The sequence below is a fragment of the Mesorhizobium sp. W016 genome, from assembly GCF_054719485.1.
Genome location: NZ_JBTTIF010000002.1, coordinates 3,929,879 through 3,952,391 on the forward strand (window position 1 = coordinate 3,929,879; position 22,513 = coordinate 3,952,391).

20 protein-coding genes are annotated in these 22,513 nt (G+C 61.9%); 7 read left to right on the top strand and 13 right to left on the bottom strand.

Annotated elements, in window-relative coordinates; all coding sequences use genetic code 11:
• Positions 1–25 precede the first annotated feature (25 nt).
• Complete coding sequence (locus ACYG9V_RS19515) at positions 26–2,188, bottom strand: amylo-alpha-1,6-glucosidase (protein ID WP_023748420.1); 2,163 nt, start codon at positions 2,186–2,188, stop codon at positions 26–28.
• A 43-nt stretch (positions 2,189–2,231) separates the two neighbouring features.
• The gene (locus tag ACYG9V_RS19520; RefSeq protein ID WP_352763490.1) at positions 2,232–3,293 is read right to left on the bottom strand and encodes a glycosyltransferase family 4 protein; all 1,062 of its coding nucleotides are present in this window, start codon (positions 3,291–3,293) and stop codon (positions 2,232–2,234) included.
• Here ACYG9V_RS19520 and ACYG9V_RS19525 point away from each other — a divergent pair.
• The gene (locus ACYG9V_RS19525) at positions 3,279–3,785 is read left to right on the top strand and encodes a DUF982 domain-containing protein (RefSeq protein WP_373432840.1); all 507 of its coding nucleotides are present in this window, start codon (positions 3,279–3,281) and stop codon (positions 3,783–3,785) included. The two genes, ACYG9V_RS19520 and ACYG9V_RS19525, sit on opposite strands and share 15 nt — an antisense overlap.
• Before the next feature lie 185 nt (positions 3,786–3,970).
• A complete protein-coding gene (locus tag ACYG9V_RS19530) occupies positions 3,971–4,129 on the top strand; it encodes a hypothetical protein (protein WP_023672685.1) in 159 nt (52 codons plus the stop codon).
• A gap of 600 nt (positions 4,130–4,729) precedes the next feature.
• Here the strand turns inward: ACYG9V_RS19530 and ACYG9V_RS19535 are convergent.
• The 5 genes from ACYG9V_RS19535 to ACYG9V_RS19555 form a co-directional block, all read right to left on the bottom strand.
• Positions 4,730–4,930, bottom strand: coding sequence for a hypothetical protein (locus tag ACYG9V_RS19535; protein ID WP_081725396.1), 201 nt, complete (start codon positions 4,928–4,930; stop codon positions 4,730–4,732).
• A gap of 2 nt (positions 4,931–4,932) precedes the next feature.
• Positions 4,933–5,118, bottom strand: coding sequence for a hypothetical protein (locus ACYG9V_RS19540; RefSeq protein WP_023688550.1), 186 nt, complete (start codon positions 5,116–5,118; stop codon positions 4,933–4,935).
• A gap of 656 nt (positions 5,119–5,774) precedes the next feature.
• Positions 5,775–7,286, bottom strand: a complete 1,512-nt coding sequence (locus ACYG9V_RS19545; protein ID WP_352763488.1) for a protein adenylyltransferase SelO — start codon at positions 7,284–7,286, stop codon at positions 5,775–5,777.
• Positions 7,287–7,529: 243 nt separating this feature from the next.
• A complete protein-coding gene (locus ACYG9V_RS19550) occupies positions 7,530–8,906 on the bottom strand; it encodes an NAD(P)/FAD-dependent oxidoreductase (RefSeq protein ID WP_352763486.1) in 1,377 nt (458 codons plus the stop codon).
• 30 nt (positions 8,907–8,936) lie between these two features.
• Positions 8,937–9,764, bottom strand: a complete 828-nt coding sequence (locus tag ACYG9V_RS19555; protein ID WP_023702856.1) for a DUF2243 domain-containing protein — start codon at positions 9,762–9,764, stop codon at positions 8,937–8,939.
• 312 nt (positions 9,765–10,076) lie between these two features.
• Here ACYG9V_RS19555 and ctaD point away from each other — a divergent pair, with 312 nt between their 5' ends.
• On the top strand, positions 10,077–11,735 hold the full coding sequence (ctaD, locus tag ACYG9V_RS19560) for a cytochrome c oxidase subunit I (protein WP_352763484.1): 1,659 nt from the start codon (positions 10,077–10,079) through the stop codon (positions 11,733–11,735).
• A 103-nt stretch (positions 11,736–11,838) separates the two neighbouring features.
• Here the strand turns inward: ctaD and sdhD are convergent, their stop codons facing one another.
• Positions 11,839–12,228, bottom strand: coding sequence for a succinate dehydrogenase, hydrophobic membrane anchor protein (sdhD, locus tag ACYG9V_RS19565; RefSeq protein ID WP_352763483.1), 390 nt, complete (start codon positions 12,226–12,228; stop codon positions 11,839–11,841).
• A 548-nt stretch (positions 12,229–12,776) separates the two neighbouring features.
• Here sdhD and cphA point away from each other — a divergent pair.
• The 3 genes from cphA to ACYG9V_RS19580 are packed head-to-tail and all read left to right on the top strand — an operon-like array spanning position 12,777 to position 17,382.
• The gene (cphA, locus tag ACYG9V_RS19570) at positions 12,777–15,662 is read left to right on the top strand and encodes a cyanophycin synthetase (RefSeq protein WP_460222000.1); all 2,886 of its coding nucleotides are present in this window, start codon (positions 12,777–12,779) and stop codon (positions 15,660–15,662) included.
• A complete protein-coding gene (locus ACYG9V_RS19575; RefSeq protein WP_352763479.1) occupies positions 15,662–16,561 on the top strand; it encodes an isoaspartyl peptidase/L-asparaginase family protein in 900 nt (299 codons plus the stop codon). Before cphA ends, ACYG9V_RS19575 begins: the two co-directional genes overlap by 1 nt.
• Positions 16,558–17,382: a cyanophycinase gene (locus tag ACYG9V_RS19580; RefSeq protein ID WP_023693470.1), complete on the top strand. Its 825-nt coding sequence runs from the start codon at positions 16,558–16,560 to the stop codon at positions 17,380–17,382. Before ACYG9V_RS19575 ends, ACYG9V_RS19580 begins: the two co-directional genes overlap by 4 nt.
• Positions 17,383–17,579: 197 nt before the next feature.
• On the opposite strand, the gene ACYG9V_RS19585 is transcribed toward ACYG9V_RS19580, so the two are convergent.
• Together ACYG9V_RS19585 and ACYG9V_RS19590 are read right to left on the bottom strand one after the other, a co-directional pair.
• On the bottom strand, positions 17,580–18,077 hold the full coding sequence (locus ACYG9V_RS19585) for a hydrolase (RefSeq protein WP_023682458.1): 498 nt from the start codon (positions 18,075–18,077) through the stop codon (positions 17,580–17,582).
• A 39-nt stretch (positions 18,078–18,116) separates the two neighbouring features.
• A complete protein-coding gene (locus ACYG9V_RS19590) occupies positions 18,117–18,287 on the bottom strand; it encodes a hypothetical protein (RefSeq protein WP_023672674.1) in 171 nt (56 codons plus the stop codon).
• Between the two features lie 935 nt (positions 18,288–19,222).
• Between ACYG9V_RS19590 and ACYG9V_RS19595 the strand changes: the two genes are divergently transcribed.
• On the top strand, positions 19,223–20,047 hold the full coding sequence (locus ACYG9V_RS19595; protein WP_023682459.1) for an SIR2 family NAD-dependent protein deacylase: 825 nt from the start codon (positions 19,223–19,225) through the stop codon (positions 20,045–20,047).
• A gap of 129 nt (positions 20,048–20,176) precedes the next feature.
• On the opposite strand, the gene ACYG9V_RS19600 is transcribed toward ACYG9V_RS19595, so the two are convergent.
• The 3 genes from ACYG9V_RS19600 to ACYG9V_RS19610 form a co-directional block, all read right to left on the bottom strand.
• Positions 20,177–21,244: a M42 family metallopeptidase gene (locus ACYG9V_RS19600; RefSeq protein ID WP_023682460.1), complete on the bottom strand. Its 1,068-nt coding sequence runs from the start codon at positions 21,242–21,244 to the stop codon at positions 20,177–20,179.
• Between the two features lie 46 nt (positions 21,245–21,290).
• On the bottom strand, positions 21,291–21,719 hold the full coding sequence (locus ACYG9V_RS19605; RefSeq protein WP_050485925.1) for a GFA family protein: 429 nt from the start codon (positions 21,717–21,719) through the stop codon (positions 21,291–21,293).
• A gap of 69 nt (positions 21,720–21,788) precedes the next feature.
• Positions 21,789–22,400, bottom strand: coding sequence for an ATP-dependent Clp protease proteolytic subunit (locus ACYG9V_RS19610; RefSeq protein ID WP_023682462.1), 612 nt, complete (start codon positions 22,398–22,400; stop codon positions 21,789–21,791).
• Positions 22,401–22,513: the final 113 nt, after the last annotated feature.

Below are 22,513 nucleotides of genomic sequence, written 5' to 3' on the forward strand. Positions count from 1 at the left end.
CGGTTCCCGTTGAAGGCCGTTCAGATCATGTCCGCACGATCAGCGGAACCAGCCCTTCATGGCGGTCGGCGAGAAAGGCGACGACGCGGTCGCCGACGCGCTGGAAGGTAAGATCGACCCTCTTTTCGCCGACACCCAGATGCCTGAGCGTCAGCGTATCGATGCCGATCGGCAAACGGGGTCGAGTGACGTGGATTTCGCCGTTCCAGCCGTCGATTTCCAGACCGAGGCACGCCTGCATCAGCATGAAGGCCGAGCCTGCCGACCACGCTTGCGGCAGGCAGGCGACGGGGTAGGCGATCGGCGCTTCGCCCGGCGAGCGGGTGAAACCGCAGAACAGTTCCGGCAGTCGCATGTTGAAATGCACTGCCGATTCGAACGTACCGCTCATCAGCCGCACCACGCTGTCACGCTCGCCGAACCGCGCCAGGCCGGCGCCGCACATCGCCGTGTCATGCGGCCAGATGGAACCATTGTGGTACGACATCGGGTTGAACAGCACAGCGTCGTCGGAAAGCGTTCGCACCCCCCAGCCGGAGTGGAAGGAAGCCGAAAGCAACTGGTCGGCGACCATCTTAGCCCGCGCCGGTTCGGGCAGGCCGACATAGAGCAGGTGTCCGGCATTCGAGGTGCGCACCTTGCACGGCTCTCCGGCGCCGTCGATCGCCAGCGCATAGAAGCCGAGATCGTCCAGCCAGAAATCACGCTCGACGGCGATCCGCATCTCTTCGGCGCGATTTTCCCAGTGCTCGGCCTGCGCGAACTCGCCCCGGCGGCGGGCGAGAGCGGCAAGGCCCCTGAAGGCGGCGAAGACATAACCCTGCACTTCGACCAGCGCGATCGGCCCCTTGGGAATGCGCCCGTCGGCGTGGAAGACGGAGTCGAAGCTGTCCTTCCAGCCCTGGTTCGCAAGGCCGGATTCGGCAGCGCGCTGATAGGTGACGAAGCCGGTTGCGCGGCTCGCCTCTTCCGTCCACTTGGCGGCGGCGCAGAGAGACGGCCACAGGCTGGCGATGAAGTCCATGTCGCCGGTGCGTTCGGCATAGGCGCAGGCGAGGTGGATGTAGAGCGGCGTGGTATCGACGCCGCCATAGTAGCGGCCGAAAGGCAGTTCCTGCAGCGCCACCATCTCGCCCTTGCGCGTCTCGTGCATGATCTTGCCGGGCTGCGAGTCGCTGAAAGGCGATGTCTCGGTCGCCTGGTGCTGGGCGAGGAAGGCAAGCACGCCGCGCGCCAGGCCGGGGTTGAGCCATAGCATCTGCAGCGCCGAGATGACGCCGTCACGGCCGAAGGCCGTCGAAAACCAGGGGATGCCGGCATAGGGGTAGGGGCCGGTCGACAACTCGGTGGTCAGCAAGGCGACATCCGCGCGGGCGCGTTCGACCCAATCGTTGAAGACGCGACCCGAACTGTGCACCGTCGCGCCATGGCGGCGCTTGGCCCGCATGCCGAAACGGGCGCGCGCCGCGGCCGCCCGGAAGCGGTCGCGGTCGGGCGTTTCGGTCAGTTCCGCGCCGACCTCGACGTAAAGCATCTTGCTGCTGCGCTTGGTCACTGCGATGAGGAAATCCGCGCGCTCGGCGCTCAACTGGTCTGGCGGCTGCGAGAACGAGATCGCCGACACCCGCGCCAGCCCGTCCAGTCCGTCATAGCGCAGCAGCACCGAGGCAGGCTCGATCTCCGCTGCATGCGCCATTCCGCGCTTCGGCCGGGTCGAACCGCGGACCTCGAACATGTCCCGGAAATCGGCGGCAAAATGCAGCGAGACGCGGATTGCCGAATGCTCCTGGCTGTAGTTGGAAAGGGTGATGCGCTCGAACAGCCGGTCCTGCCACAACAGCCTGACGCGCTCGATATGGATGGCGCCCTGCGGGATGTCGCGGCCACCGACGCTTTGCATCGGCAAATTGGTCAAATTGCTGGTGAACAGCACATTGTCCTGGCTGAGCGAGGCGCCGAGCAGCGATGTCTGCCGGCCGCCGACGGTGAGCCTGAACTCCGACAGCACCCGCGTGTCGTCACGGAAGAAACCGTCGCCCGCGCCCCTGATATCGCCGTAGGCATCGGCCACGGCAAAACAGTCGCCTTGCTTTAGGGCAAACAGCCGGTGCGGCTCGCGCGGCGCGGTTTCGTCCAGGGAGGCAAGGGCCACGGCAGGGTCGAGCTTGCGCTCGTCAAGTTCGGTCATCAGTCACAAATCTCTGTTTCGGGCTCGGAACGTCCGCCGTCGTTCACGACGCTTTCGATTCAGCCGGGGCGCCGATGAGACGCGCATAGGCAGTGAGATAGTCGCGCGCCATCCTGTTGGCGGAGAACCGACTTTCGAAGACGGCGCGCACCTTTCGCCGGTCGAGTTGCAGCAAGGCCGGCACCGCGGCGACCGCGGCGTCGAGAGAATCGACGACAAATCCGGTAACGCCATGGTCGATGACTTCCGGCAACGCACCGCAGTTCCAGCCGATGGTTGGCGTACCGCACGCCATCGCCTCGATCGCGGCAAGGCCGAACGGCTCGGGCCAGTCTATCGGAAACAGCAGACCAGCGGCATTGCCGAGGAATTCAGTCTTCTCACTCTCGGCGATCTCGCCGACATAGTCGATGCGGTCGCCATCGATCAACGGCTCGATCGTCTCATGGAAATAGGCGCGATCATCGTCGCCGATCTTGGCCGCCAGCTTGAGTTTCATGCCCGAGCGCAAGGCGATATCGATGGCCCGGTCCGGCCGCTTGTCGCGCGAAAGCCGGCCGAGAAAGGCGAGGTATGTTTCGCCTGCCGCCGTCTCGAAGGTCGGCTGATAGAGACCCGTCGGCAGCCCATGATGGATGGTGGCCAGCCAATTGGCATTCGCAAGCCCGGTCTTCTGGCTATGCGAGATCGAGATCAGCGGAAAGCGCGGAAAACGCTCATAGGCTGGCGCCAGATCGACGTAATCGAGCCGGCCATGAGGCGTTGTCACCGTCTTGTCCGGCATGGTCTCGAAGAACGAGAAATGCAGGAAATGGCTGAGATGAAAATGAATGATATCAAAGTCGTGGGCTCGGTTCCTCACATCGGCAAGCATCGCAAGATGCGCCGCCGTGTCCGATTTCAGTGGACGCGGATCGAGGCGTAGCGCGCGTTCGCGACCTGGTATCAGTCTGGCCGACGTCCGGCTGTCGCCGCTGGCGAACAGCGTCACCTCATGGCCGAGTTCGACCAGCCCTTCGGTCAGATAGGAAACGATGCGCTCGGTGCCGCCATAGAGAAGGGGTGGCACCGATTCGTGCAAAGGGGCGACATGGGCTATGCGCATGGTTTGAACGTGTCCCTCAAGGCAATCACGAGAGCGAAATGCATCAGCCGGCCTAACGTTCCGGACAAAAGCGGGCGTCGGCAACCCAAGCCCACCAGCGCAGATTTTTTTGCAATAAGCGGAACAAACGCGCCATCCGCGAATTTAGTAGGGTTGGTTCGCGCTGCGGCCGACCAGGGAGAGAACAAAATGGACCGCTTGCATTTCTTTACGCCCGTGCGCATTGCGCGCGGGCAGGGACACCCCGTCGAGGAAGTCGATAGCGTTGCCGAAGCGATGGTCTTTTTGCAGAAATGGCCATTGGGACGGCGTGGGCCTGTGTATCAGTGCGCCGTGAATTGCTGCTCCGCGGCCCTGTCGGGCAGAATGTCGGCCGAAGCAGCCAGGAAGGCGTTTACGGGCTTTGCCCGCATCACCCGGCTGCTCGATGATGACATGGCCCTGCCGATGGGCGGCGAAAGCATGGCGGAAGTCCACGCGCTGAGGCGCTAGGCGCCGGTCCAGCCATTTGGCTATTGAACACCCGGGCTTTGGCGGCGCGGGCATCATCTTTTCCGCACCGGAGTATTCCGGCGCGGCCCTTCACCTCATGGGCCACACTGTGCTTTCATGCGGCGTTTCGCATGACCGGTGGGTGACGACCATCCACAGGCGGCCCGAACGTGGAGGGGTAGACAATGCCGAGACTGATCCTGGGAACACTCGGCGCTATCGTCATCGCCCTCATCTGGGCGGTCTTTGCCAGTTTGATGGGCGCGCCATCGATCGTGATCACGGTCGGCGCGGTCGCCATTGGGGCCGGCGTCTACACCTACGTCGACCGACGCTCGACTTGACGCGTCCCCGGTCTGCCGCGCGCTCGACCAATTGCACGCCGGTGTTTGACGCGCGCGGCAGTCGCGGCGGGCATTCTTCAAAGATGAGCTTGCTGGCCGCATAGAGAGCCAAGGCGCAGACAGGGCGCCACACGTCGGACCGGGCTCCGCGAGAACTTGGGAGAGATCGTCAAAGATCTTTCAATCCGGCCAATGTAGATCGAAACGGCGAATCTGTGGATTTCCGGTGGAACATCGTCGCCTCGAAACACTTCGGGCGTTGCACTGCCCCATCAGTGCACGTTCCCTTGTTCTGTTGGAACTGGCCGGCTGCCGAAAGGTGGCCGGCTTTTTTGTATATTAGCGGAACCTGAAATTACGGGGCTTGTTCTGCATGCGGCAGCGAGCCCCTCGCTGCTGGTCGAGGGCCGTAACCCTTGGCCGGGCCCGCATCGCTCCGCCAGTGGTGCGGGCCCACGGCCTCCGGTTTTTCCGGGCGTCTCGACTCGCTGATCCTCACCCTGGTCCGGCTATGCATGTCACTCAAAAAAAGGCTCGGTTGTGAGACAATGACATGCACACGCGGCGCACTTTAGCACAATCATTCACAAAGCCGTGGGTTCAACTGTTGCTACCCTTCTTGGCTGGATTGTGCGAATGATGACTGTCCTTTTCACCGCCACCCCCTGAAACTCGGCTTTTGGATCGACGGTCTTCATCCGCCGGGGGTTTGTTGACCTGCAGGGGTTTTCTGGCGTTCTCGTGCGATGCGCCTGGCCCGCCCTGCCGGATCGTGTTCGGGTGTTTCTTCGATGTGGACATGATCACCGATCCTGCTGACGGCCCTGATGAGTGGTGTTGACCTTGGTGTTGGCTTGCTGCCCTTGGCGCTCCGGATCCGGCGCTCCGTGAGTGCCGTGCTGGGCATCATCGTGGCTAACCTGTCGCCCTTCTCCTCGACCCTTCTGGCTCTGGTTCTCAGGCGGCACGGGCGGCATTTTGCTCGACATCTGCATCTCCTTGGGTTGGTATCGTGACTCAAAACCGTGATCGTGGGGGGAAGTTCCGTCTGCTTCGTCAGCACCTGTGCTTTTCGGTGCCGACGGAATCTGACTCCCAACGCGGATTTCAAGGAACGGCAGCGGCCCGCCCGCGTCGCCCTGCCAGTGGTGCGGGCCTGCAATATAAATCCTAAGCCTGGGCTGCTATCGCTGTTTATTGCGAGCTTGCGGCGACTTGCGTAGCGGGCCGCCGTGGCTTTCAGGGGAGCGTGTTGTATCCGGTCGATCTGGAGCGACCGAAATACAGTGCTTGACCACGTTGCTGACATGATCGGTGAAGAGCGCGGTGTCGCGCCTGGATCGCGGCAGCAGCCTCTGGTCCGATCTGCCTGCAGCTGATGGCAGCTAAAACGACGTCAAAAGACCTAAGCCTCTTTGATCGCCCTCGCTGCTCGCACGAGCGATGACCAGTCAGCTCCCATGGCTGCGACAAGGTCTCGAGCATCTTCGTCTGATATTCCGGTACGGTCTACGAGCTTCCGTGCCAGCAATTCGAATGCCAATTCTATGATCGTCATAGCTCAGCCCCTACGAGAGTGCCCGTGACGATAGCTTGCAAATGGGTCTTCCGCATTTGCACATGTTAAGCGACCATCACGAATGTCTCATGTACCGCAGAATGTCTGCAGGACGCGCTCATCCGGGCGTGGCGGCTCAGCAAAGCGTTCCATTCCCGGCTGCTCATCGAAGGGACGGCTGACGACCGCCAGAATCTCCTCGAACGGTCTGAAGTCGCCGCCCAACGCCGCCTGGATCATCGCCTCGATGCGATGATTGCGGGGGATGAATTTGGGATTGACCGATTGCATGGCAGAACGGCGCGTGGCCGTGTCGCCCTCGCTTGCGATGCGCTGGCGCCACCGCGCCGACCAGGCATCGAATGCACCTGGATCCTTAAACAACTGCCGCGCCGTGCCTTGGCCGTCCGCAGCGTCGAGGTCATCGCCCAGGCGCCGGAAGCCGAGCGTAAAATCCGCTTCGCCGCGAGCCAGCACATCCAGAAAGTCGGCAGCGAGCTGCAAGTCGCCTTCCGCTTCGGTCAGCAGTCCGAGTTTTCTGCGGAAGCCGCGCTGCAACACAGCCTCATAGGAGGCCTGGAACGACCTCAGCACCTCTTCCGCTTCAGACACTGCTTCATTCTCGTCCGTGCTCATGAGCGGCAGCAGGGTCTCGGCAAAGCGCGCAAGGTTCCATGTGGCGACACGAGGCTGGTTGGCATAGGCATAGCGACCGGCGTGGTCTATCGAACTGAACACCGCGCTGGGGTCGTAAGCGTCCATGAAGGCGCATGGGCCATAGTCGATCGTCTCGCCCGAGATCGACATGTTGTCGGTGTTCATGACGCCATGGATGAAGCCGACCAGCATCCAGCGCGCCACCAGGTCCGCCTGTGCGGCGACAACGGCCTCCAGCAAAGCCCGGTACGGCCGTGCTTCCCCCGCCAGCTGTGGGAAATGACGCTGAATGGCATAGTCGGCCAGTATCTTGAGCGCCTCGGTGTCGTGGCGCGCGGCGAAATATTGGAACGTGCCGATCCTGATATGGCTTGCCGCCACCCGTGTCAGGACGGCGCCGGGCAGCCGGACCTCGCGATAGACCGGGTCGCCGGTGAGCACCGCCGCAAGGCTTCGCGTCGTCGGAATGCCGAGCGCCCCCATCGCTTCGCTGACGACATATTCGCGCAGGACAGGGCCGAGTGCGGCGCGGCCGTCGCCGTTGCGCGAGAACCGCGTTGGTCCCGATCCTTTCAGCTGGATGTCACGGCGAACGCCGTTGACGTCCACCACTTCGCCAAGCAGCAGGGCGCGCCCGTCGCCAAGCTGAGGCACGAAGTTTCCGAACTGGTGGCCCGCATAGGCCAGGGCGATTGCTTGCAACCCTTCCGGAAATCTGTTGCCGGCAAGCATCGCCACTCCATCCGGGCTGGTAAGCTGGTCGGCATCGAGCCCGAGTTCCTCCGCGAGGTGCCGGTTGAACCGGATCAGCCGCGGTTCGGACACCGGCTTCGGATCTGTTTGCGCGAAGAAGCGCTCCGGCAATTGCGCATAGCTGTTGCTCAGGGCGGGAAGCCCCGTCTGAATGACCGGGGGTTGTTCAGCAGTCGCAGGTGACGTCATGACGAGCTGTCTCTGAAGAGGAGGGGTTCAACAGATACCGTTTCGAGGAGCCTGTGTTCATTTGTTCATATAGGGACGCAACGTCGTTGGTGCCATCCGGATCCATCAGGCCGGCACCGGATACAAGCTGGGAACCACCCGCCTCAACTATCGAGGTTCGGGCTGCCGTGGGACGACGGGCCGTGGCGGAATCCAGAGCTGACCCCCGCATCGCCACTGTCTCCGAACTGAGCACCCGGCAATCTAGTCAGTGCGGGCGTGCAATGCCGGGGCGGCGTCTGCCTTGGTTGGCAGCGGCTCTCTCGGGGCCGCTCCCGGCGATGATTTCGAACCCGGTTCGACTCGCTCCTCGGCGATGAGCCGGGCGCCACGCTCATAGGTCAGGTAGCGCCAGAGCCACTGGATCGAGACCTGAACGCGGTGCTGAAAACCGACGAGCAGGTAGACATGGATGAGCGCCCAGGCAGACCAGGCGAACCAGCCTTTCAGTTTCAGCCTACCCGATTCGAACACGGCAGCGTGGCGGCCGACAATGGCCGTGTTGCCTCGATTGCTGAAGACAAAAGCGGGCAGCGTATCGCCAGCATCTATCCGGCGTGCCAGTGCCTTGCCGAGGTGCTCGCCCTGCTGCTTGGCGACCTGGGCAAGACCCGGCAATGGCTGGCCGTTCCCATCGAGGACCAGTGCGACGTCGCCAAGCGCGAAGACATCGGGATGGCCGACGACCTGCAGGTCGGATTCGACCTTCACCCGACCGCCGCGGTCGAGCCCGACACCAAGCTGGGCGACCAGCGGAGAAGCCGCCACCCCGGCGGCCCAGAGCGTCAAGGCCACCGGGATCACCTGGCCGCCGACGGTGATCTGATGCGCTTCGATCGCCTCGACCCGGTTGCCGAGCGCGACCTCGACGCCCAGGCTTTCAAGGCGCAGACGTGCATATCTGGAAAGCTCCGGGGCGAATCCGGCGAGCAGACGCTCGCCGGCTTCTACCAGTATGATCCTTGTCTTCTCGGGCCGGATGTTGCGGAAGTCGCGCGCCAGTGTGTGCCGGCTGAGTTCGGCGATCGAGCCCGCCAGTTCGACACCGGTCGGGCCGCCGCCGATAATGGCGATCGTCATCAGCCGGGATTGCTCGACTGGATCGGTGGTCCGTTCCGCGTGTTCGAACGACAGCAGCAGCCGTGACCGGATCGTGCGCGCGTCCTCGATGGTCTTCAAACCGGGACAAACCCGAGCCCAGCTCTCCTGGCCGAAATAGAATGGCTGCGAACCGGTGGCCAAGACCAGGATGTCGTAGGGGACCGTGGTCCCATCGGCCAGCACCAGTATCCTGGCTTCGGTGACGATCTCGGTGACATCGCCGAAGAGGACCTGAACCGAGGGATAGCCGCCCAGGATCTTGCGGATTGGCTCGGCGATGTCAGGCGCCGACAAGGCGGCGGTTGCAACCTGATAGAGCAAGGGCTGGAACAGGTGGTGATTGTGGCGGTCGATGATCGTCACCCCGATTTCCGCCTTGCCGAGCGCCTTGGCAACCTCCAGACCGGCAAAGCCTCCGCCGACCACGACGATCCGCGGTGTCAGGCTCCGGCCGTGGCTGCTCTCGGTGGCGAATTGCATGCTTGATACTCCCCTATCCCTGTCCGGAAGTCATAGCCTGGCAGGAGTGCCTCGCTGCTGGCTGGAGCTACTGCTCACTCCGGCGGCATCGGTCCAGGCAAGGCATCCGGCAATGACAGGCGTCGTGCTGACCACCAAGGCGCCGCGCGCGTGAAGGGCTACCAACCCGCGCCATGAGACGCGGTCGACCGCCCAGATGGTGCCGCTGGCGTCGACCCATTTGAGATGGGCGTCGGCGACTTCAACGGCCCGCATCATCGCCGCCGGTTCCATCCCGGCCCGAAAGACGATGATGGAATTGGCGGCACCGTTGAAGAACGGGCCGGCGCCGGCTGCCACTCCCGCGAGCAGGACGATGCTGGTAAGCGCTGCCGAAGCACCGCGTGCCGGTCCGCCGCGGTTGGGCAGCACCAGCACCAACACAAGCGGCACGATGCCGAAGATGACCAGCCACGCAATATCCCAGGCGAGCGGCAAGTCGCTGTTCATCTTGATCCGGTGCAGACCCAGCAGCCAGTGAAACACGACGGCATCGACGACATGCCAGACGCCGAACCCGGCGAAGGCGAGCCGCAGGATCTCCGTGGTGCTCCCGGGCCGCGCGCCGGCCGCCCTCGCGGCCACCAGCAGCACCGTGCCGGCGACGGCGAGCACATACATGAAAAGATGGAAGAGGCCGTCGGCCATGATCTGGAAGCGCAGGTCGGAACCCACCGGATCGGCGACGCCCGAGAGAAGATGATGCCATTGCAGGATCTGATGCAGGACGATGCCGTCGAAGAAACCGCCGAGCGCGAAGCCGAGCAGCAGCCAGCCGGCTCGCGTTCTCGGGTCGAGTGTCGCGGTGATCGCGTCCATGTCAGGACCACCGGCTCCAGGCCGGGGCGTTCAGTTGCCTGGGCACCGACATGTCCGGCGGCATGGGGTCATGGAGACCATGACGCGCCTCGAGCCAGAAGGCGGATATCAGCCCACCAACCACCGTCGTCAGAACCAGTGTCGCAGCAATTATCGCCAGCATGGACGTCGATCCTCAGCCGCGCAGGGTCGGCCGCGCGGAACCTAACAGCGGCTTCCGTGGAATGTTCCTGGCCGTCGGTTCGGCGGAGGGAACAATCAAGTTCCAGCACGGTTCGATGCTGGCGACGGACGGCTCAAGCGGAGAAGGTCATGAACGAATATACGGCGGCAGATCCGGGCGGTCTCGACGGCCATCAGCCGAGCGGCATCACCCGATGGCTGTTTTCGACCAACCACAAGGACATCGGCACACTCTATCTGGTCTTCGCTTTCATCGCGGGGGTGATCGGCATGCTCTTGTCGGTGAGCATGCGAATCGAGCTGCAGCAACCCGGGATCCAGTTTTTCCCCGGACTGGCGTCGATGATCTACGGTTACCAGGGCGACGCGGCGATCGACGCCGGCAAGCAGCTATACAACGTCTTCACCACGGCCCACGCGCTGATCATGATCTTCTACACTGTGATGCCCGCCCTGATCGGCGGCTTCGCCAACTGGATGGTTCCGATCATGATCGGCGCCCCCGACATGGCCTTCCCGCGCATGAACAACATATCGTTCTGGCTGCTGCCGCCGGCATTGATGTTGCTTTTGTTGTCGATCTTCATGCCCAGCGTCCCCGGCGGCTATGGCCCTGGGACCGGCTGGTTCCTGTACCCGCCGCTGTCGACCTCCGGCCATCCCGGTCCCGCCGTGGATCTGGTCATCCTGTCTCTGCACATTGCGGGCGCCTCCTCGATCCTGGGAGCCATCAACTTCATCACCACCATCTTCAACATGCGCGCGCCGGGGACGACCCTGCACAAGATGCCCCTGTTTGTGTGGTCGATCCTCATCACCGCCTTCCTGCTGCTGCTGGCTCTGCCGGTGCTGGCCGGCGCCATCACCATGCTCCTGACCGATCGCAATTTCGGAACCACGTTCTTCGCGCCGGACGGCGGAGGCGACCCGCTGCTGTACCAGCATCTCTTCTGGTTCTTCGGCCACCCGGAAGTCTACATCATGATCCTGCCGGCGTTCGGCATCGTCAGCCAGGTGATCTCGACCTTCTCGCGAAAGCCGATCTTCGGGTATCTCGGGATGGTCTACGCAATCGTGGCGATCGGGGTGATCGGCTTCGTCGTCTGGGCCCACCATATGTACACCAGCGGGATAGGCCTCGACACGCAGCGCTACTTCACCTTCGCCACGATGGTGATCGCAGTGCCGACCGGGATAAAAGTGTTCTCCTGGATTGCAACCATGTGGGGCGGTTCGGTCAGCCTGCGGACGCCGATGCTCTGGGCCCTCGGCTTCATATTCCTGTTCACCGTAGGCGGGGTGACGGGCGTTCAACTCGCAAATGCCGGCCTCGACCGTGAACTGCACGACACATACTTCGTCGTCGCGCATTTCCACTACATACTTTCACTGGGAGCGATCTTCGGCATCTTCGCGGGCTGGTACTACTGGTTTCCGAAAATGACGGGATATCTCTACAATCCGCTTCTGGCTGGGGTCCATTTCTGGACGACCTTCGTCGGCGTGAACCTCGTCTTCTTCCCCCATCACTTCCTTGGATTGGCGGGCATGCCGCGTCGCTATGTCGACTATCCCGACGCATTCGCCGGCTGGAACATGGTGTCCTCGTATGGATCGTACCTGTCGGCCGCGAGTGTCGTGATTTTCCTCTTCGGCATCTTGGAAGCTTTCTACCGGCAAAGAGCCGCCGGCATGAACCCATGGGGGCCAGGAGCTACCACATTGGAGTGGGAGCTGACCTCTCCACCCCCTTTCCATCAATGGGACAGGCTGCCGCAAATCAGATGAGGCCGGGTTGTCGAACTCCTGTGCGCAAGCCAGCCCGGTTCGCCGCTGAGGCGAACTTCAGCCTGCCGGTGGCAGACGTTGGCTGCAGCTGAGAACCGGATCGCTATCTGAAGCTGATTAACAGCACAGCGAACAAGCTTGCGAGCGCGACTGCCCAGCAGAATAACCAATTGGCGATCAGAAGAAGCGATTTGAGCACGGTGGCATGGCAGTAATCTTCGATGATCGATTGCATTCCAAGCCGCATGTGAACGCAGCTTACGAGAATGAAGCCAATAAGGGCTGGCGCGACATAGATCGATCCTACGACGCTGAGGACGGCGTCTCGAGGCTCACCGCCCAGCATTATAACGACCGCGACGATGTAAATGACAAGGATCAACAGGGCAGCAGATGTCAGCCGCTCCAGCATGAACGTTTCGGTTCCGTGTTTCGCCGATCCAAGGCCCCGCACTCGAGCTAGCGGAGTTCTGATTGAGGGTCTGTCAGCCATGGCGTTTCCCCAAAATTACTTGGTTGCCTTGCGCGCAACTCAAGCTGTTGCTGTTTCGATGCCCGGGCCGCCGGTGCCGACGGATAGTGGGCAAGCACGGTCTCCAGTCGAGCAAGGCGGGCTTTGTGGGCGTTCAGTTCGTATCCTGAACGCCATCCAATTTGCCTGGGTCTGCCATCTCTGCATAACTCGCTTTCAAGCAGCGAGATACGAATGCGGACCGCGTCGATCTCCTTGACAAGCGCGGCCTTCACCGATTTTCGACTCTGCATGGCTGTAGTTCCGGTGCAAGGATGGTTCCAAACCTGACGCGTCTGGAAATGTTCCCGGGTGCCGAAGGCGTGCTGAAGATTAATGCCTCAGTGCTGCACCCGCACAATGGGTCGCCATGAGCAAAGCCGGGCACTAGCTCAACGGCCGCGGTGTGCCCGACGAATGCTTGTGAAGAGGAGCGAACGCCTGGCCCGCCTCGTCCCGAGAGATAAGTAGCCCTCAGAACAGCGACCGCACGTGGCCGAGATGACCAGAGGGTGTTCTTGGGCCAACATATGTTAACGGCCACTTTTGTTTCTCTCTCCTGCAAAAATATTTGGGCTGAAAGGCCGGGAACTAACCGATCCTCCGGATGTTGCGGAGTTAGTCAGGAGAAACGGACTATGTCGGACAAAGAAATTCATCGGGGCGCCTCGCGTTTTCGCCCTATCCGCGTCGTGGACGCCCGCGTGTTTCGCGGGCCGCACCTCTATAGCATGACGCCAATGGTCCAGATTCGGATCGACCTCGGAGCACTTGAGGCGTTCCCGACAGACAAACTGCCTGGATTTTCCGAACAAATCGTCCGACTGTTGCCCGGCCTTGCGGGCCATGGCTGTAGTTATGGCGCCGCCGGCGGCTTCGTCCGCCGCATGCAGGAAGGAACCTGGCTCGGCCACGTCGTCGAGCATGTCGCCCTGGAACTGCAGAGCATGCTCGGTCACCGGGTGACACGAGGAAAGACACGGTCGGTCAAAGGCAGTCCCGGCACTTATAACGTCATGTTCGCCTACAAGGATGAGCTTGTCGGGCTGCTCGCCGGACGCGTCGCGCTAGAACTGGTGGACAGCCTGCTGCCGGCCAATCTGCATGGTGTCGAGGGGCTCGGCGACATTGCGGAAACGCAGGGGCCATTCGAGTTCGCAGCCAGGCTGCAGCAGCTCAAGCGTCTGGCCGCGGAGCGTGCCTTGGGGCCTACGACTGCTTCCTTGGTGCGCGAGGCCGAGAGGCGAGGCATACCCGCGGCGCGGATCGACGACAGCAGCCTCGTGCTGTTTGGTCACGGAAAGCATCAGAAGCGCATCCGCGCCAGTTGCAGCGACCTCACTTCCGAGATTGCGACCGAGATCGCCTCGGACAAGGACCTGACCAAATTCCTGCTGCAACAGGCCGGGCTACCGGTGCCACGCGGGGAACTGGTGCGATCGGCGCAGGACGCGGTCGCGGCAGCCGCACGGCTGGGCTACCCCGTGGTCACCAAACCACTCGATGGCAATCATGGAAGCGGCGTCAACATCGGTCTGGCAACAGAAGACGACGTCCGCTGGGGTTTCGAACAGGCGCGAGAACACAGCCGCAGCGTTATCGTCGAGCAGCATTTCGTCGGCTCGGATCACAGGATCCTGGTAATCGGCGGAAAGGTGGTGGCGCTTGCCGAGAGGGTTCCGGCCCATGTGGTCGGCGATGGCCGGAGTTCTGTCGCTGAGCTCGTCGAGGAGACGAACCGCGACCCGCGGAGGGGAGAGGGCCATTCCTCGGTATTGACCCGCATCGAAATCGACGAATGCGTCGAGCATTTCCTGTCAAAATCGCAGCTCGCCCTGGCGAGCGTTCCAGCGCCGGGCCAAATGGTGCTCTTGCGGCCCACCGCCAATCTCTCCACCGGTGGGACCGCGATCGACCGGACGGAAGAAATCCATCCCGAAAACGCGCTGATCGCCAGGCGGGCGGCACAGATCGTCGGTCTCGACATTGCCGGGATCGACTTCGTCTGTCCCGACATCTCACGGCCGGTCAGCGAGACCGGTGGCGGCATCATAGAGGTGAATGCCGGTCCTGGCTTCCGCATGCATCTCGAACCCTCGTCGGGGCGCGCCCGCAACGTCGCACGGCCCGTGCTCGATCTTCTCTTCAAAGGCGGCAAGGACGGCCGGATTCCGATCTTCGCGATCACCGGGACCAACGGCAAGTCGACCACTGCCAGAATGCTGGCGCACATCCTGCAGGCGAATGGCGCAACCGTCGGGCTCACCTCGACCACCGGCGTGTACCTGAACGGCGAACGAATCATCACAGGCGATTGCTCAGGCCCGCAGAGCGCCAGGATCGTGCTGCGCGAGCCGGGTGTCGATGTCGCGGTGCTGGAATGTGCACGCGGCGGCATCCTGCGCGAAGGGCTTGCCTTCGATGCATGCGATGTTGGCGCGGTGCTGAACGTCCACGGCGATCATCTCGGGCTGAGGGGCATCGACACGATCGAGGACCTGGCGGAGGTGAAATCGGTCGTGGTCGAGTCCGTCCGCCGCGGCGGATGGAGCATTCTCAATGCCGACGACGTCCATACGTCCGCAATGTCGCGCGATGCCGGCGGCAGGATCTGCTACTTCTCGCTGGCGAGCAGGAGCGAGTGGCCCGGTTTCTTGCGCAGCCACCTGGCGGAAGGCGGCCGCGCCGTGACGCGGGAGCCCAGCAGCGACGGCTGGGACATTTTCATCCACGAGGATGGGGAATCGATGTTCCTGATGAGCGTCGACGAAATTCCCGCGACCTTCGAGGGTTCGGCCGAATTCAACGTTGCCAACAGCCTGGCAGCCGTCGCCATGGCGCATTGCCACGACGTTCCGGCGGCAACGATCCGGGCGGCGCTGGCCGAGTTTGGCACCTCGTTCGAGCAATCTCCCGGTCGCCTCAACGTCTTCGACGGGCATGGTTTCCGCACGATCGTCGACTATGCGCACAATCCGGAGGGGCTGAAGGCGCTCGGAAAGCTCGTTTCCCACATGAGGCGCGGCTATCAGCGCACGATCGGCTTGGTCGCCATACCGGGCGACCGCCGCGATTGCGACATCCGCGAGATGGGCGCGATCGCTTCGCGGATATTCGATGTCATCGTCTTCAAGGAGGATGAGCAGGAGCTGCGCGGCCGAGCCCCCGGAGCGATCGCCGGCTTGCTGCGGGAAGGTGCCTTGAACGCCGGCTGCGCCCCAGGCCGCATACACGCCGTCTGTCCCGAGAAGGAGGCCGTCGACGTGTGTCTCCGGCTTGCTCGGGAGAACGACCTTGTCGTGCTCACCGTCGACGACGTTGAAGCCGTGTGGCGGCAGGTAACCGGCTTCGGAGGCGCGACGCCTTCGAGGGGAGGGCCCGATCAGACCCATATTCGCCATCTGAGGGCTGGCTGATGTGGTCGCTGATCCTGCACGGCGGCGCCAAGGAGATCGATCCGCAAGAGGAGGAGGCGCATCGCAACGGATGCATCGAGGCGCTCGAGGCAGGTCGGGCCATCCTGGCCGGCGGCGGAACGGCGGTCGATGCCGTTGAAGCTGCCGGTCGCGTCCTCGAGGCCGACCCGACATTCAATGCGGGATATGGAAGTGCCCTCAATTCGGACGGCGAGGTCGAGATGTGCGCTGGCCTGATGGAGGGCAGGGACTTCAATGTAGGTGCCGTCGCAGTGATCAAGGGCGTGCGCCATCCAATCAGTGTCGCCAAGGCCATGCTGCATGAGGAGCCGATCCTGCTGGCGTCGGAGGGGGCCCGGCGTTTCGCCGCCGACAAGCAGCTGGAGCTTTGCGATCCGGCGGATTTGATCACGCCGCAGCAGCGCGACGCCTCCAGCAAGTCTGAGGCGAAGGATACGATCGGTGTGGTTGCCCTGGATCAATACGGGGACATCGCCGTCGGCACTTCGACCGGCGGACTGGACGGCAGTGCTCCCGGTCGTGTGGGGGATTCTCCGCAACCCGGCTGCGGCTATTATGCCGACAACCGGTTGGGAGCCGTCGCCTTCTCGGGAGACGGTGAGCATATCGCGCGAAAGGCTCTCGCGGCCCGTGTCATGCAGGCACTCTCGGCGCGGCAGGCATTGTCTTCGGGACAGGCTGAAGGCGGCCTGGAGCAGGTGCTGAATCCCGCGCTCAAGGAAGTCGAGGCGATCGGCGGCGAAGCCGGAGCCATCGTGCTTACCGCGACCGGCGTGTCTGGATGGGCGCATAACAGCAGGGAGTTCGCAGTCGCTTTCATGACCAGCGAGGACAACCACCCGCACGTTTTCCTGCGCAAGAAAGACGTGGGCAAATGACCGACAAGAAGAAAAAGCGATCCTCGAACGGTAAAGCCGGAACGCTCGTCATCATCGGCGGCCACGAGGACCATGATGGCGATCGTGTCATCTTGAAGGAGGTGGCGAGCCTGGTTCCGAACGGCCGCCTGGTGCTTGCCACCATCGCGTCTCATGAGCCGGATGGCTATCTCGAGAAGTATCAGAGGTCCTTCGGTGAGCTGGGCATCAAGGATGTCATCGAGCTCTACGTCAACGACCGCCTCGAGGCAGCTCATGAAAAGAAAATAAGTGCGCTTGCAGACGTGAGCGCGGTGTTCTTCTCCGGCGGCGACCAGCTCCGCATCACGAGCCAGATCGGCGACACGCCCATCGACGAGCGGGTGCACGAAATCTATGAAGCCGGAGGCGTCATTGCCGGCACCTCCGCGGGCGCGTCGGTCATGAGCGACACAATGATGGTGAAGGGGCCGAACGCAGCCTCCTTTCGGATCGGCCACATTCGGATGGCGCCGGGACTGGGCCTGCTGCCGAATGTAATTATCGACCAGCACTTTGCGGAACGGGGCCGCATTGGGCGGCTCATCGGGGCGGTGTCGCAGAACCCGCGCGTCCTCGGCATCGGCATCGATGAAGACACCGCGATCGTGGTGAAGGGCGAGATGTTCAAGGTCATCGGCAGCGGCGCTGTCTATCTGGTCGATGCAGCCGGCGTGACGCATTCCAACATCGCGGAAGGTGAGCCTGATGCCGCCCTTTCCATCCATGATCTTAGGGTTCACGTGCTGAGCTCAGGCGACGGGTTCGATCTCGCGCTGCGACGGCCGGTAGGGCTTCCGTAAGACTTCGCCACACTCAAGCTGATGGTGCGGCGCGGTCCGCGTACCGCGAAAACCGCATATATGAAGCAGTTCTCCTATTTGAAGTCGCCCAACCAGAATTGTCGCATTGTTGCGGGTCCGGCAGGATTACAGACGGCCTCTCGTCGGCTCCAATCCCGCTAAGCTGAAGACCTTCGCTCGCCCGGCGTTCTGTCGGGCTAACCCCGCCGGCGACTGGCCTGAATGGCAGCAAAGGTTACCGGACGAAACCCCCATGCGTCGACGCCGACATCATGCTGGCGCGTCATCGGCTTCAGACGACCGTGCGAATGACCGTGCAGGTTTACCGACCTCTTGCCGATCTGGTTCCAGGTGCGAAAAGGATAGTGGCACAGAACCAGCAAGCTGCCCTCGACAAGAAGCTCCATGTAGTGGTGCACGCTCGCCCAGGCCGGGTCGCCAATGGTGGCGGCGCCATCATTGTTGCCAATTATCAGGTGCTTGGACCCGTTAAGAGACGACAGCAGTGAAGACACGGTCTCGGCTGGACCCTTGGCGAAATCGCCGAGGTGCCAGACCTCGTCGTTCGGGCCAACCGTTTCGTTCCAAAACGCAACCAGCGCCTGGTCATGATCGACCAACGAGGCGAAGGGACGCCGGTCGAGGCGCAGAATGCGCGGATCGTTGAAATGCGTATCGGAAGTGAAGAAGATCATGCGCCGCGGCCGGCTGCGACGCGCGACCGGCGATCGCGTCTAACTGCCGGAGCGCTCTTCGGCTTCATCATCGATCCCGATCGGGGCTTCCCTAAGCATCTTGAGTGCCTCTTCCTTCGTAAGGCCGCACTTGCGCGCGAAGTAGAGCGCCTCGATCGCCTTTTCGCGATCCGCCGTGGATTTTGCGTGCTGTTTGGGCTTTTTGCCCATCGTTCTCTGCCACCTTCCGAGGCCACCAAACCATCACAGTGCCGCGTTGTTCCCGTGCATCGGCTGACCTGCCGGACTGCGCGAATGCCGATGTCGCCGGCATCCCGCGAGCCCCGGACAGCGCGTATATCAGCCGGCTCGCGACAACGGCGGAGCGACTCCAACCCCGACAGCGTGAATTCAAACGAAAGCCCGCGCCGTGGGAGGGGCCGGCGCGGGCGATCGGGCTACCGATCTTGCAGCGCGGGGGTCGACCGCTGCATGGCTCGAACTGTGCAAGCGAGCATTTGTTCCGGGCCGCATGCAAAGCATCGGCGTTTCATTGCAATTCTGGGGGACACAACCAGCATTTCGCTTCAGTCCGCCGCCGATGTGGGAGGATGAATACCGCCTTGCGCTAATTCGTCCGCCCTGGACACGAAACCAACCGCGCATTGAGCGCGTAGCTTCGGCGATTTAAAAACACCTGCACTGGAATATTTCCGGGCGCATGGAACATCTCCGGCCGCTGATGTTTAGGCCGGAATGACGATGATCTCTGTTCTTACAATGATTTACTCTCTCGCCATCTTTATCGGCGCGAAGCGGCGCAACCTCTTGGTGAATGCGAAACTCGATAGAGTTTTGCGCAATATGGCTGGCGCAGAACTGAATCAACGTGGCCAGTAAACCGCAACACCGCCGGTTCCAGTTCACAGCCAGTGTCCTCGCGGCCGCTACCTCGGTTCGGGTGGCAAGCGGCTCGGCAGGACTGCAAGGGCCGCCCCCTCTGGGCTGGCTGGTGCGTGGTCGATCCGATTTCGTCGATGAGGGCGGAGCACGATGCTCCCGCAGTGCGCCGTGCTGGCTCGAATTGCGGGGCCGCGTCCACGATCCGCTCACGGGGCACGCACCTTTAGGTCCGGCCCACGCGAGTGGCTTCGGAGGACCTATCCATGAACGATGATGATCCTATAAATTCGCTCGCCAATGCAATTCGTCATCGCAGCGCAATTTTGTTTGTGGGGGCGGGGGTATCGATCAGCGTCGGACTTCCGTCTTGGGAGAAGCTCATCGAGCGAATGGCAAAGGAGCTCGGCGTCGACGATGAATTTTCCACGCGACGCGATCGTTTTCAGACCTTGGCCGAATACTATCGGATCAAGCATGGCAGCATCGGACCACTTCGCAGTTGGATGGACAGAAACTGGTCTGTCGCCAAGGAACGGATCGAGAAATCGGAATTGCACCGTCTCATCGTGACGCTCGATTTTCCCGTCATCTATACGACGAACTATGACCGGAACCTGGAACTCGCTTTTGAAATCCACGGTCGAGAGTACGTGAAAGTGGCCAACGCACGGCACGTTGCGCAGGCCCGTCGAGGCATAACGCACATCGTGAAATTTCACGGCGACTTTGACGAGGACTCTTCCCTTGTCCTCACCGAAACCGACTATCTTGACCGCCTGTCCTTCAATTCTCCCCTTGATGTCCGCTTTCGCTCCGACGCTCTCGGCAGCACGATCCTGTTCATTGGCTATAGCCTCTCCGATCCAAACATCCGGCTGCTGTTGCACCGGCTTTGGCAAACCTGGCACCGGTCTGGATATGAGAAAGATCGTCCCCCTTCGTTCATCTTCATGCCCAGCCGCAACCCTGTGGAGGAGGCCGTGCTTGGGCGCTGGGGTATTTCGGTGCTCGTTGGCGCAGGTGATGATCCTGAAGCCGGTCTGACGGATTTCCTCAGGCGTTTGGTGGAAGCGGTCGCGGTGACCTGAGGCGCGCTCCCCAGTGGACCGTGGTTGGGTTTTCGCAGGTGCGCGGTGACCGACGAACCGGGCGGTGGCCGACAGGCGCCAGATCGGCGACTGTTGGAGCCACGACTTCCACAATCAATCCCGCAGCGATCATCTTGGCGTGAAGTCGATCTCCGGCGTCAATTGCCGGCAATATGCACAAACCAAGTCAATCGTCGTTTGCACATCATCCAAGCAAACAACTTCGGACGGGGTATGCATGTAACGCAAAGGCACGGAGAGCACCCCACTTGCGACGCCGCCGCGGTTCTGCTGCATGACACGCGCGTCGGTAGGGCTTGAGCTGCCCACCGCCTGAAACTGATAAGGCAGGCCCTCTTTCTCGGCCACCGACTTCAGCAGATTGAACACCACCGGGTTGGTGTTCGCGCCTTGAGTGATTGCCGGCCCTTTCCCAAGGTCCAGTTTGCCCTGATCCTCGGCGCGAGCGCGCGGATAGTCCATCGCCACGCCCATATCGATTGCGAGGCCGGTTCGAGGCGCGATATTGAACGCCGAGGTCATCGCGCCTCGGGAACCGATTTCCTCTTGAACCGTACCCAGGATATAGAGCCCCACGCCGGGGTGAACGCCTCCCTCCTCAGAGAGGCAGCGCAGCACCTCGGCGCCGATGAGGAGGCCGACCTTGTTGTCGAACGCTCGTCCGACAGCAAGGTTGCCCTGGAGCGCTGCAAACTCGCCATGGATAGTCACCGCGCTGCCGACCTCTACGACCTTCAACGCTTCCTCTCGCGAACTCGCGCCGATATCGATCCACAGTTCCATCAGCGAGGGTGTTTGAGACGTGTCAGAGGCTTTGAAGGTCTGGATTGCTTTGCGACCCACGACCCCCAGGATCGGCTCTTTGCCGTGCACCCAGACACGCTGGCCGATTTCAGTGGCAACGTCCGTTCCACCTATGGTGCTGAAGAACAGAAAACCGTCATCGTCGATGTAGTGGACGATGAAGCCGACCTCATCCATGTGCCCGGCATACATGAAGCGCATAGACGCCTCAGGATTGATGATCGCTGTGACATTGCCCATGACGTCCGTCGTCAACCTGTGGGCATACGGACGAACATACTCGCGGAAAAGCTCCGCTACAGGTTGCTCAAAGCCGCTCGGCGACGGGGTCGCCACAATTTTCTTCAAGAACTTGAGTGATTCATCGCGCATGAAGCTGACTTTCACAGTTCATGGGTGGAGGGCCATTCGAGCATGGTCATACTCGTCGGGCTTCGCGCCAATTTTGGCCTTCTTCGGTGCGATCGCCCGCGAATTGGTCAGCCCAAGGCAGGTTGTGGAGCCAGGCTTCGCGCCGGGGGGTCCAAAGCTCGTATGCCGGGAGAAGGTCGTTTGGCGCATCATCGAGAGTGCCGATCATGATCTCGGCTTCGTCGTCGCGGAGGTTCACCACGCGCGACCCGCATGCCGGACAAAAACCTCTGCCGTTGAATGCAACAAGCTCGCCCTTGCACTGGTAAGCCGACCGCGGCCACACGGCAAAGGCACTGTAGGTGCTGCCGCTGGTTCTCTTGCAATCCTGGCAATGACACAAGCCAACGCGCAACGGCGCGCCGGTGACAACATACCTCACAGACCCGCAAAGACAGCCGCCGGTCCGCTCTATCTTTTCAACCTTGCCGTTCATGGTCGCCGGAGCCATGAGTGAGGGAAGCGTGTTGGACTCGGCTCTGCCGTTTGCATCCGAGGCGTCAAGTTAATCGGCAATGTCTTCAACAAGGCCCAACTCCAAAGCTCTGGCTGCCATCAGGTAGCAGTTGGTCAAGGCATGGTCGCGCAGCTCTTCCAGCGATGTTCGAGAACCTTGGACGAGATCGGCGAACCCTTCATTCTCGAGTCGCTCTGCCGTTTCCAACAGCGCAAGTTGTTCGCGAACGATCTGAAGACAGCTTCGAATTGGTCCATTCAGAACCAAGTCTTTCTCAAGCCTTCTTTCATGAATCAGCAGGACTGCTTGCGGGCAAAGGAACCTGCAGGCTTTCGGGAAAGCGGCAAGGACCGTTACCCCGGCAGAGTAAACCGTATTCTTGCCAATGATGTAGCCGTTGCGGCCCGAGTGTTTCAGAAAAAGCTTGAACTCTAGAGCTAGACGTCGCGCGCCGTCGGCGTCGCCTCCGGGCGTGTCGATTTCAACGTAGAGATCGTCTTCCCCGGAACGCACGGCTTTCAAATCGTCCAAGGCTTTGGTGACGACAGTGTCATCAATCAAGCCGTGTATACGCAAGTTTGGATCGAACAAAAGCCGGTGAAGGTCTGGAGCGGGCGGCGGGGAGACGGTGTGTTCGGCTGACTGGGGCAACAGATCCATATAGACATCCTCACTATGGGGGCCGAACTTAGTTGGTACCCTTTTGTTCCCTTGAGGGAGTTCGAGCGGCGGTGATCACGACCGCGTCTCTCTGCGGCTGTTGAGCTCCCTCT

Bases quoted from the DNA above. Each gene is read 5' to 3' on its own strand.
- ACYG9V_RS19515 (WP_023748420.1), bottom strand. From the start codon at position 2,188: ATGACCGAACTTGACGAGCGCAAGCTCGACCCTGCCGTGGCCCTTGCC.
- ACYG9V_RS19525 (WP_373432840.1), top strand. From the start codon at position 3,279: ATGGGCTATGCGCATGGTTTGAACGTGTCCCTCAAGGCAATCACGAGA.
- ACYG9V_RS19520 (WP_352763490.1), bottom strand. From the start codon at position 3,293: ATGCGCATAGCCCATGTCGCCCCTTTGCACGAATCGGTGCCACCCCTT.
- ACYG9V_RS19530 (WP_023672685.1), top strand. From the start codon at position 3,971: ATGCCGAGACTGATCCTGGGAACACTCGGCGCTATCGTCATCGCCCTC.
- ACYG9V_RS19535 (WP_081725396.1), bottom strand. From the start codon at position 4,930: ATGTCCACATCGAAGAAACACCCGAACACGATCCGGCAGGGCGGGCCA.
- ACYG9V_RS19540 (WP_023688550.1), bottom strand. From the start codon at position 5,118: ATGTCGAGCAAAATGCCGCCCGTGCCGCCTGAGAACCAGAGCCAGAAG.
- ACYG9V_RS19545 (WP_352763488.1), bottom strand. From the start codon at position 7,286: ATGACGTCACCTGCGACTGCTGAACAACCCCCGGTCATTCAGACGGGG.
- ACYG9V_RS19550 (WP_352763486.1), bottom strand. From the start codon at position 8,906: ATGCAATTCGCCACCGAGAGCAGCCACGGCCGGAGCCTGACACCGCGG.
- ACYG9V_RS19555 (WP_023702856.1), bottom strand. From the start codon at position 9,764: ATGGACGCGATCACCGCGACACTCGACCCGAGAACGCGAGCCGGCTGG.
- ctaD (WP_352763484.1), top strand. From the start codon at position 10,077: ATGAACGAATATACGGCGGCAGATCCGGGCGGTCTCGACGGCCATCAG.
- sdhD (WP_352763483.1), bottom strand. From the start codon at position 12,228: ATGGCTGACAGACCCTCAATCAGAACTCCGCTAGCTCGAGTGCGGGGC.
- cphA (WP_460222000.1), top strand. From the start codon at position 12,777: ATGTTAACGGCCACTTTTGTTTCTCTCTCCTGCAAAAATATTTGGGCT.
- ACYG9V_RS19575 (WP_352763479.1), top strand. From the start codon at position 15,662: ATGTGGTCGCTGATCCTGCACGGCGGCGCCAAGGAGATCGATCCGCAA.
- ACYG9V_RS19580 (WP_023693470.1), top strand. From the start codon at position 16,558: ATGACCGACAAGAAGAAAAAGCGATCCTCGAACGGTAAAGCCGGAACG.
- ACYG9V_RS19585 (WP_023682458.1), bottom strand. From the start codon at position 18,077: ATGATCTTCTTCACTTCCGATACGCATTTCAACGATCCGCGCATTCTG.
- ACYG9V_RS19590 (WP_023672674.1), bottom strand. From the start codon at position 18,287: ATGGGCAAAAAGCCCAAACAGCACGCAAAATCCACGGCGGATCGCGAA.
- ACYG9V_RS19595 (WP_023682459.1), top strand. From the start codon at position 19,223: ATGAACGATGATGATCCTATAAATTCGCTCGCCAATGCAATTCGTCAT.
- ACYG9V_RS19600 (WP_023682460.1), bottom strand. From the start codon at position 21,244: ATGCGCGATGAATCACTCAAGTTCTTGAAGAAAATTGTGGCGACCCCG.
- ACYG9V_RS19605 (WP_050485925.1), bottom strand. From the start codon at position 21,719: ATGAACGGCAAGGTTGAAAAGATAGAGCGGACCGGCGGCTGTCTTTGC.
- ACYG9V_RS19610 (WP_023682462.1), bottom strand. From the start codon at position 22,400: ATGGATCTGTTGCCCCAGTCAGCCGAACACACCGTCTCCCCGCCGCCC.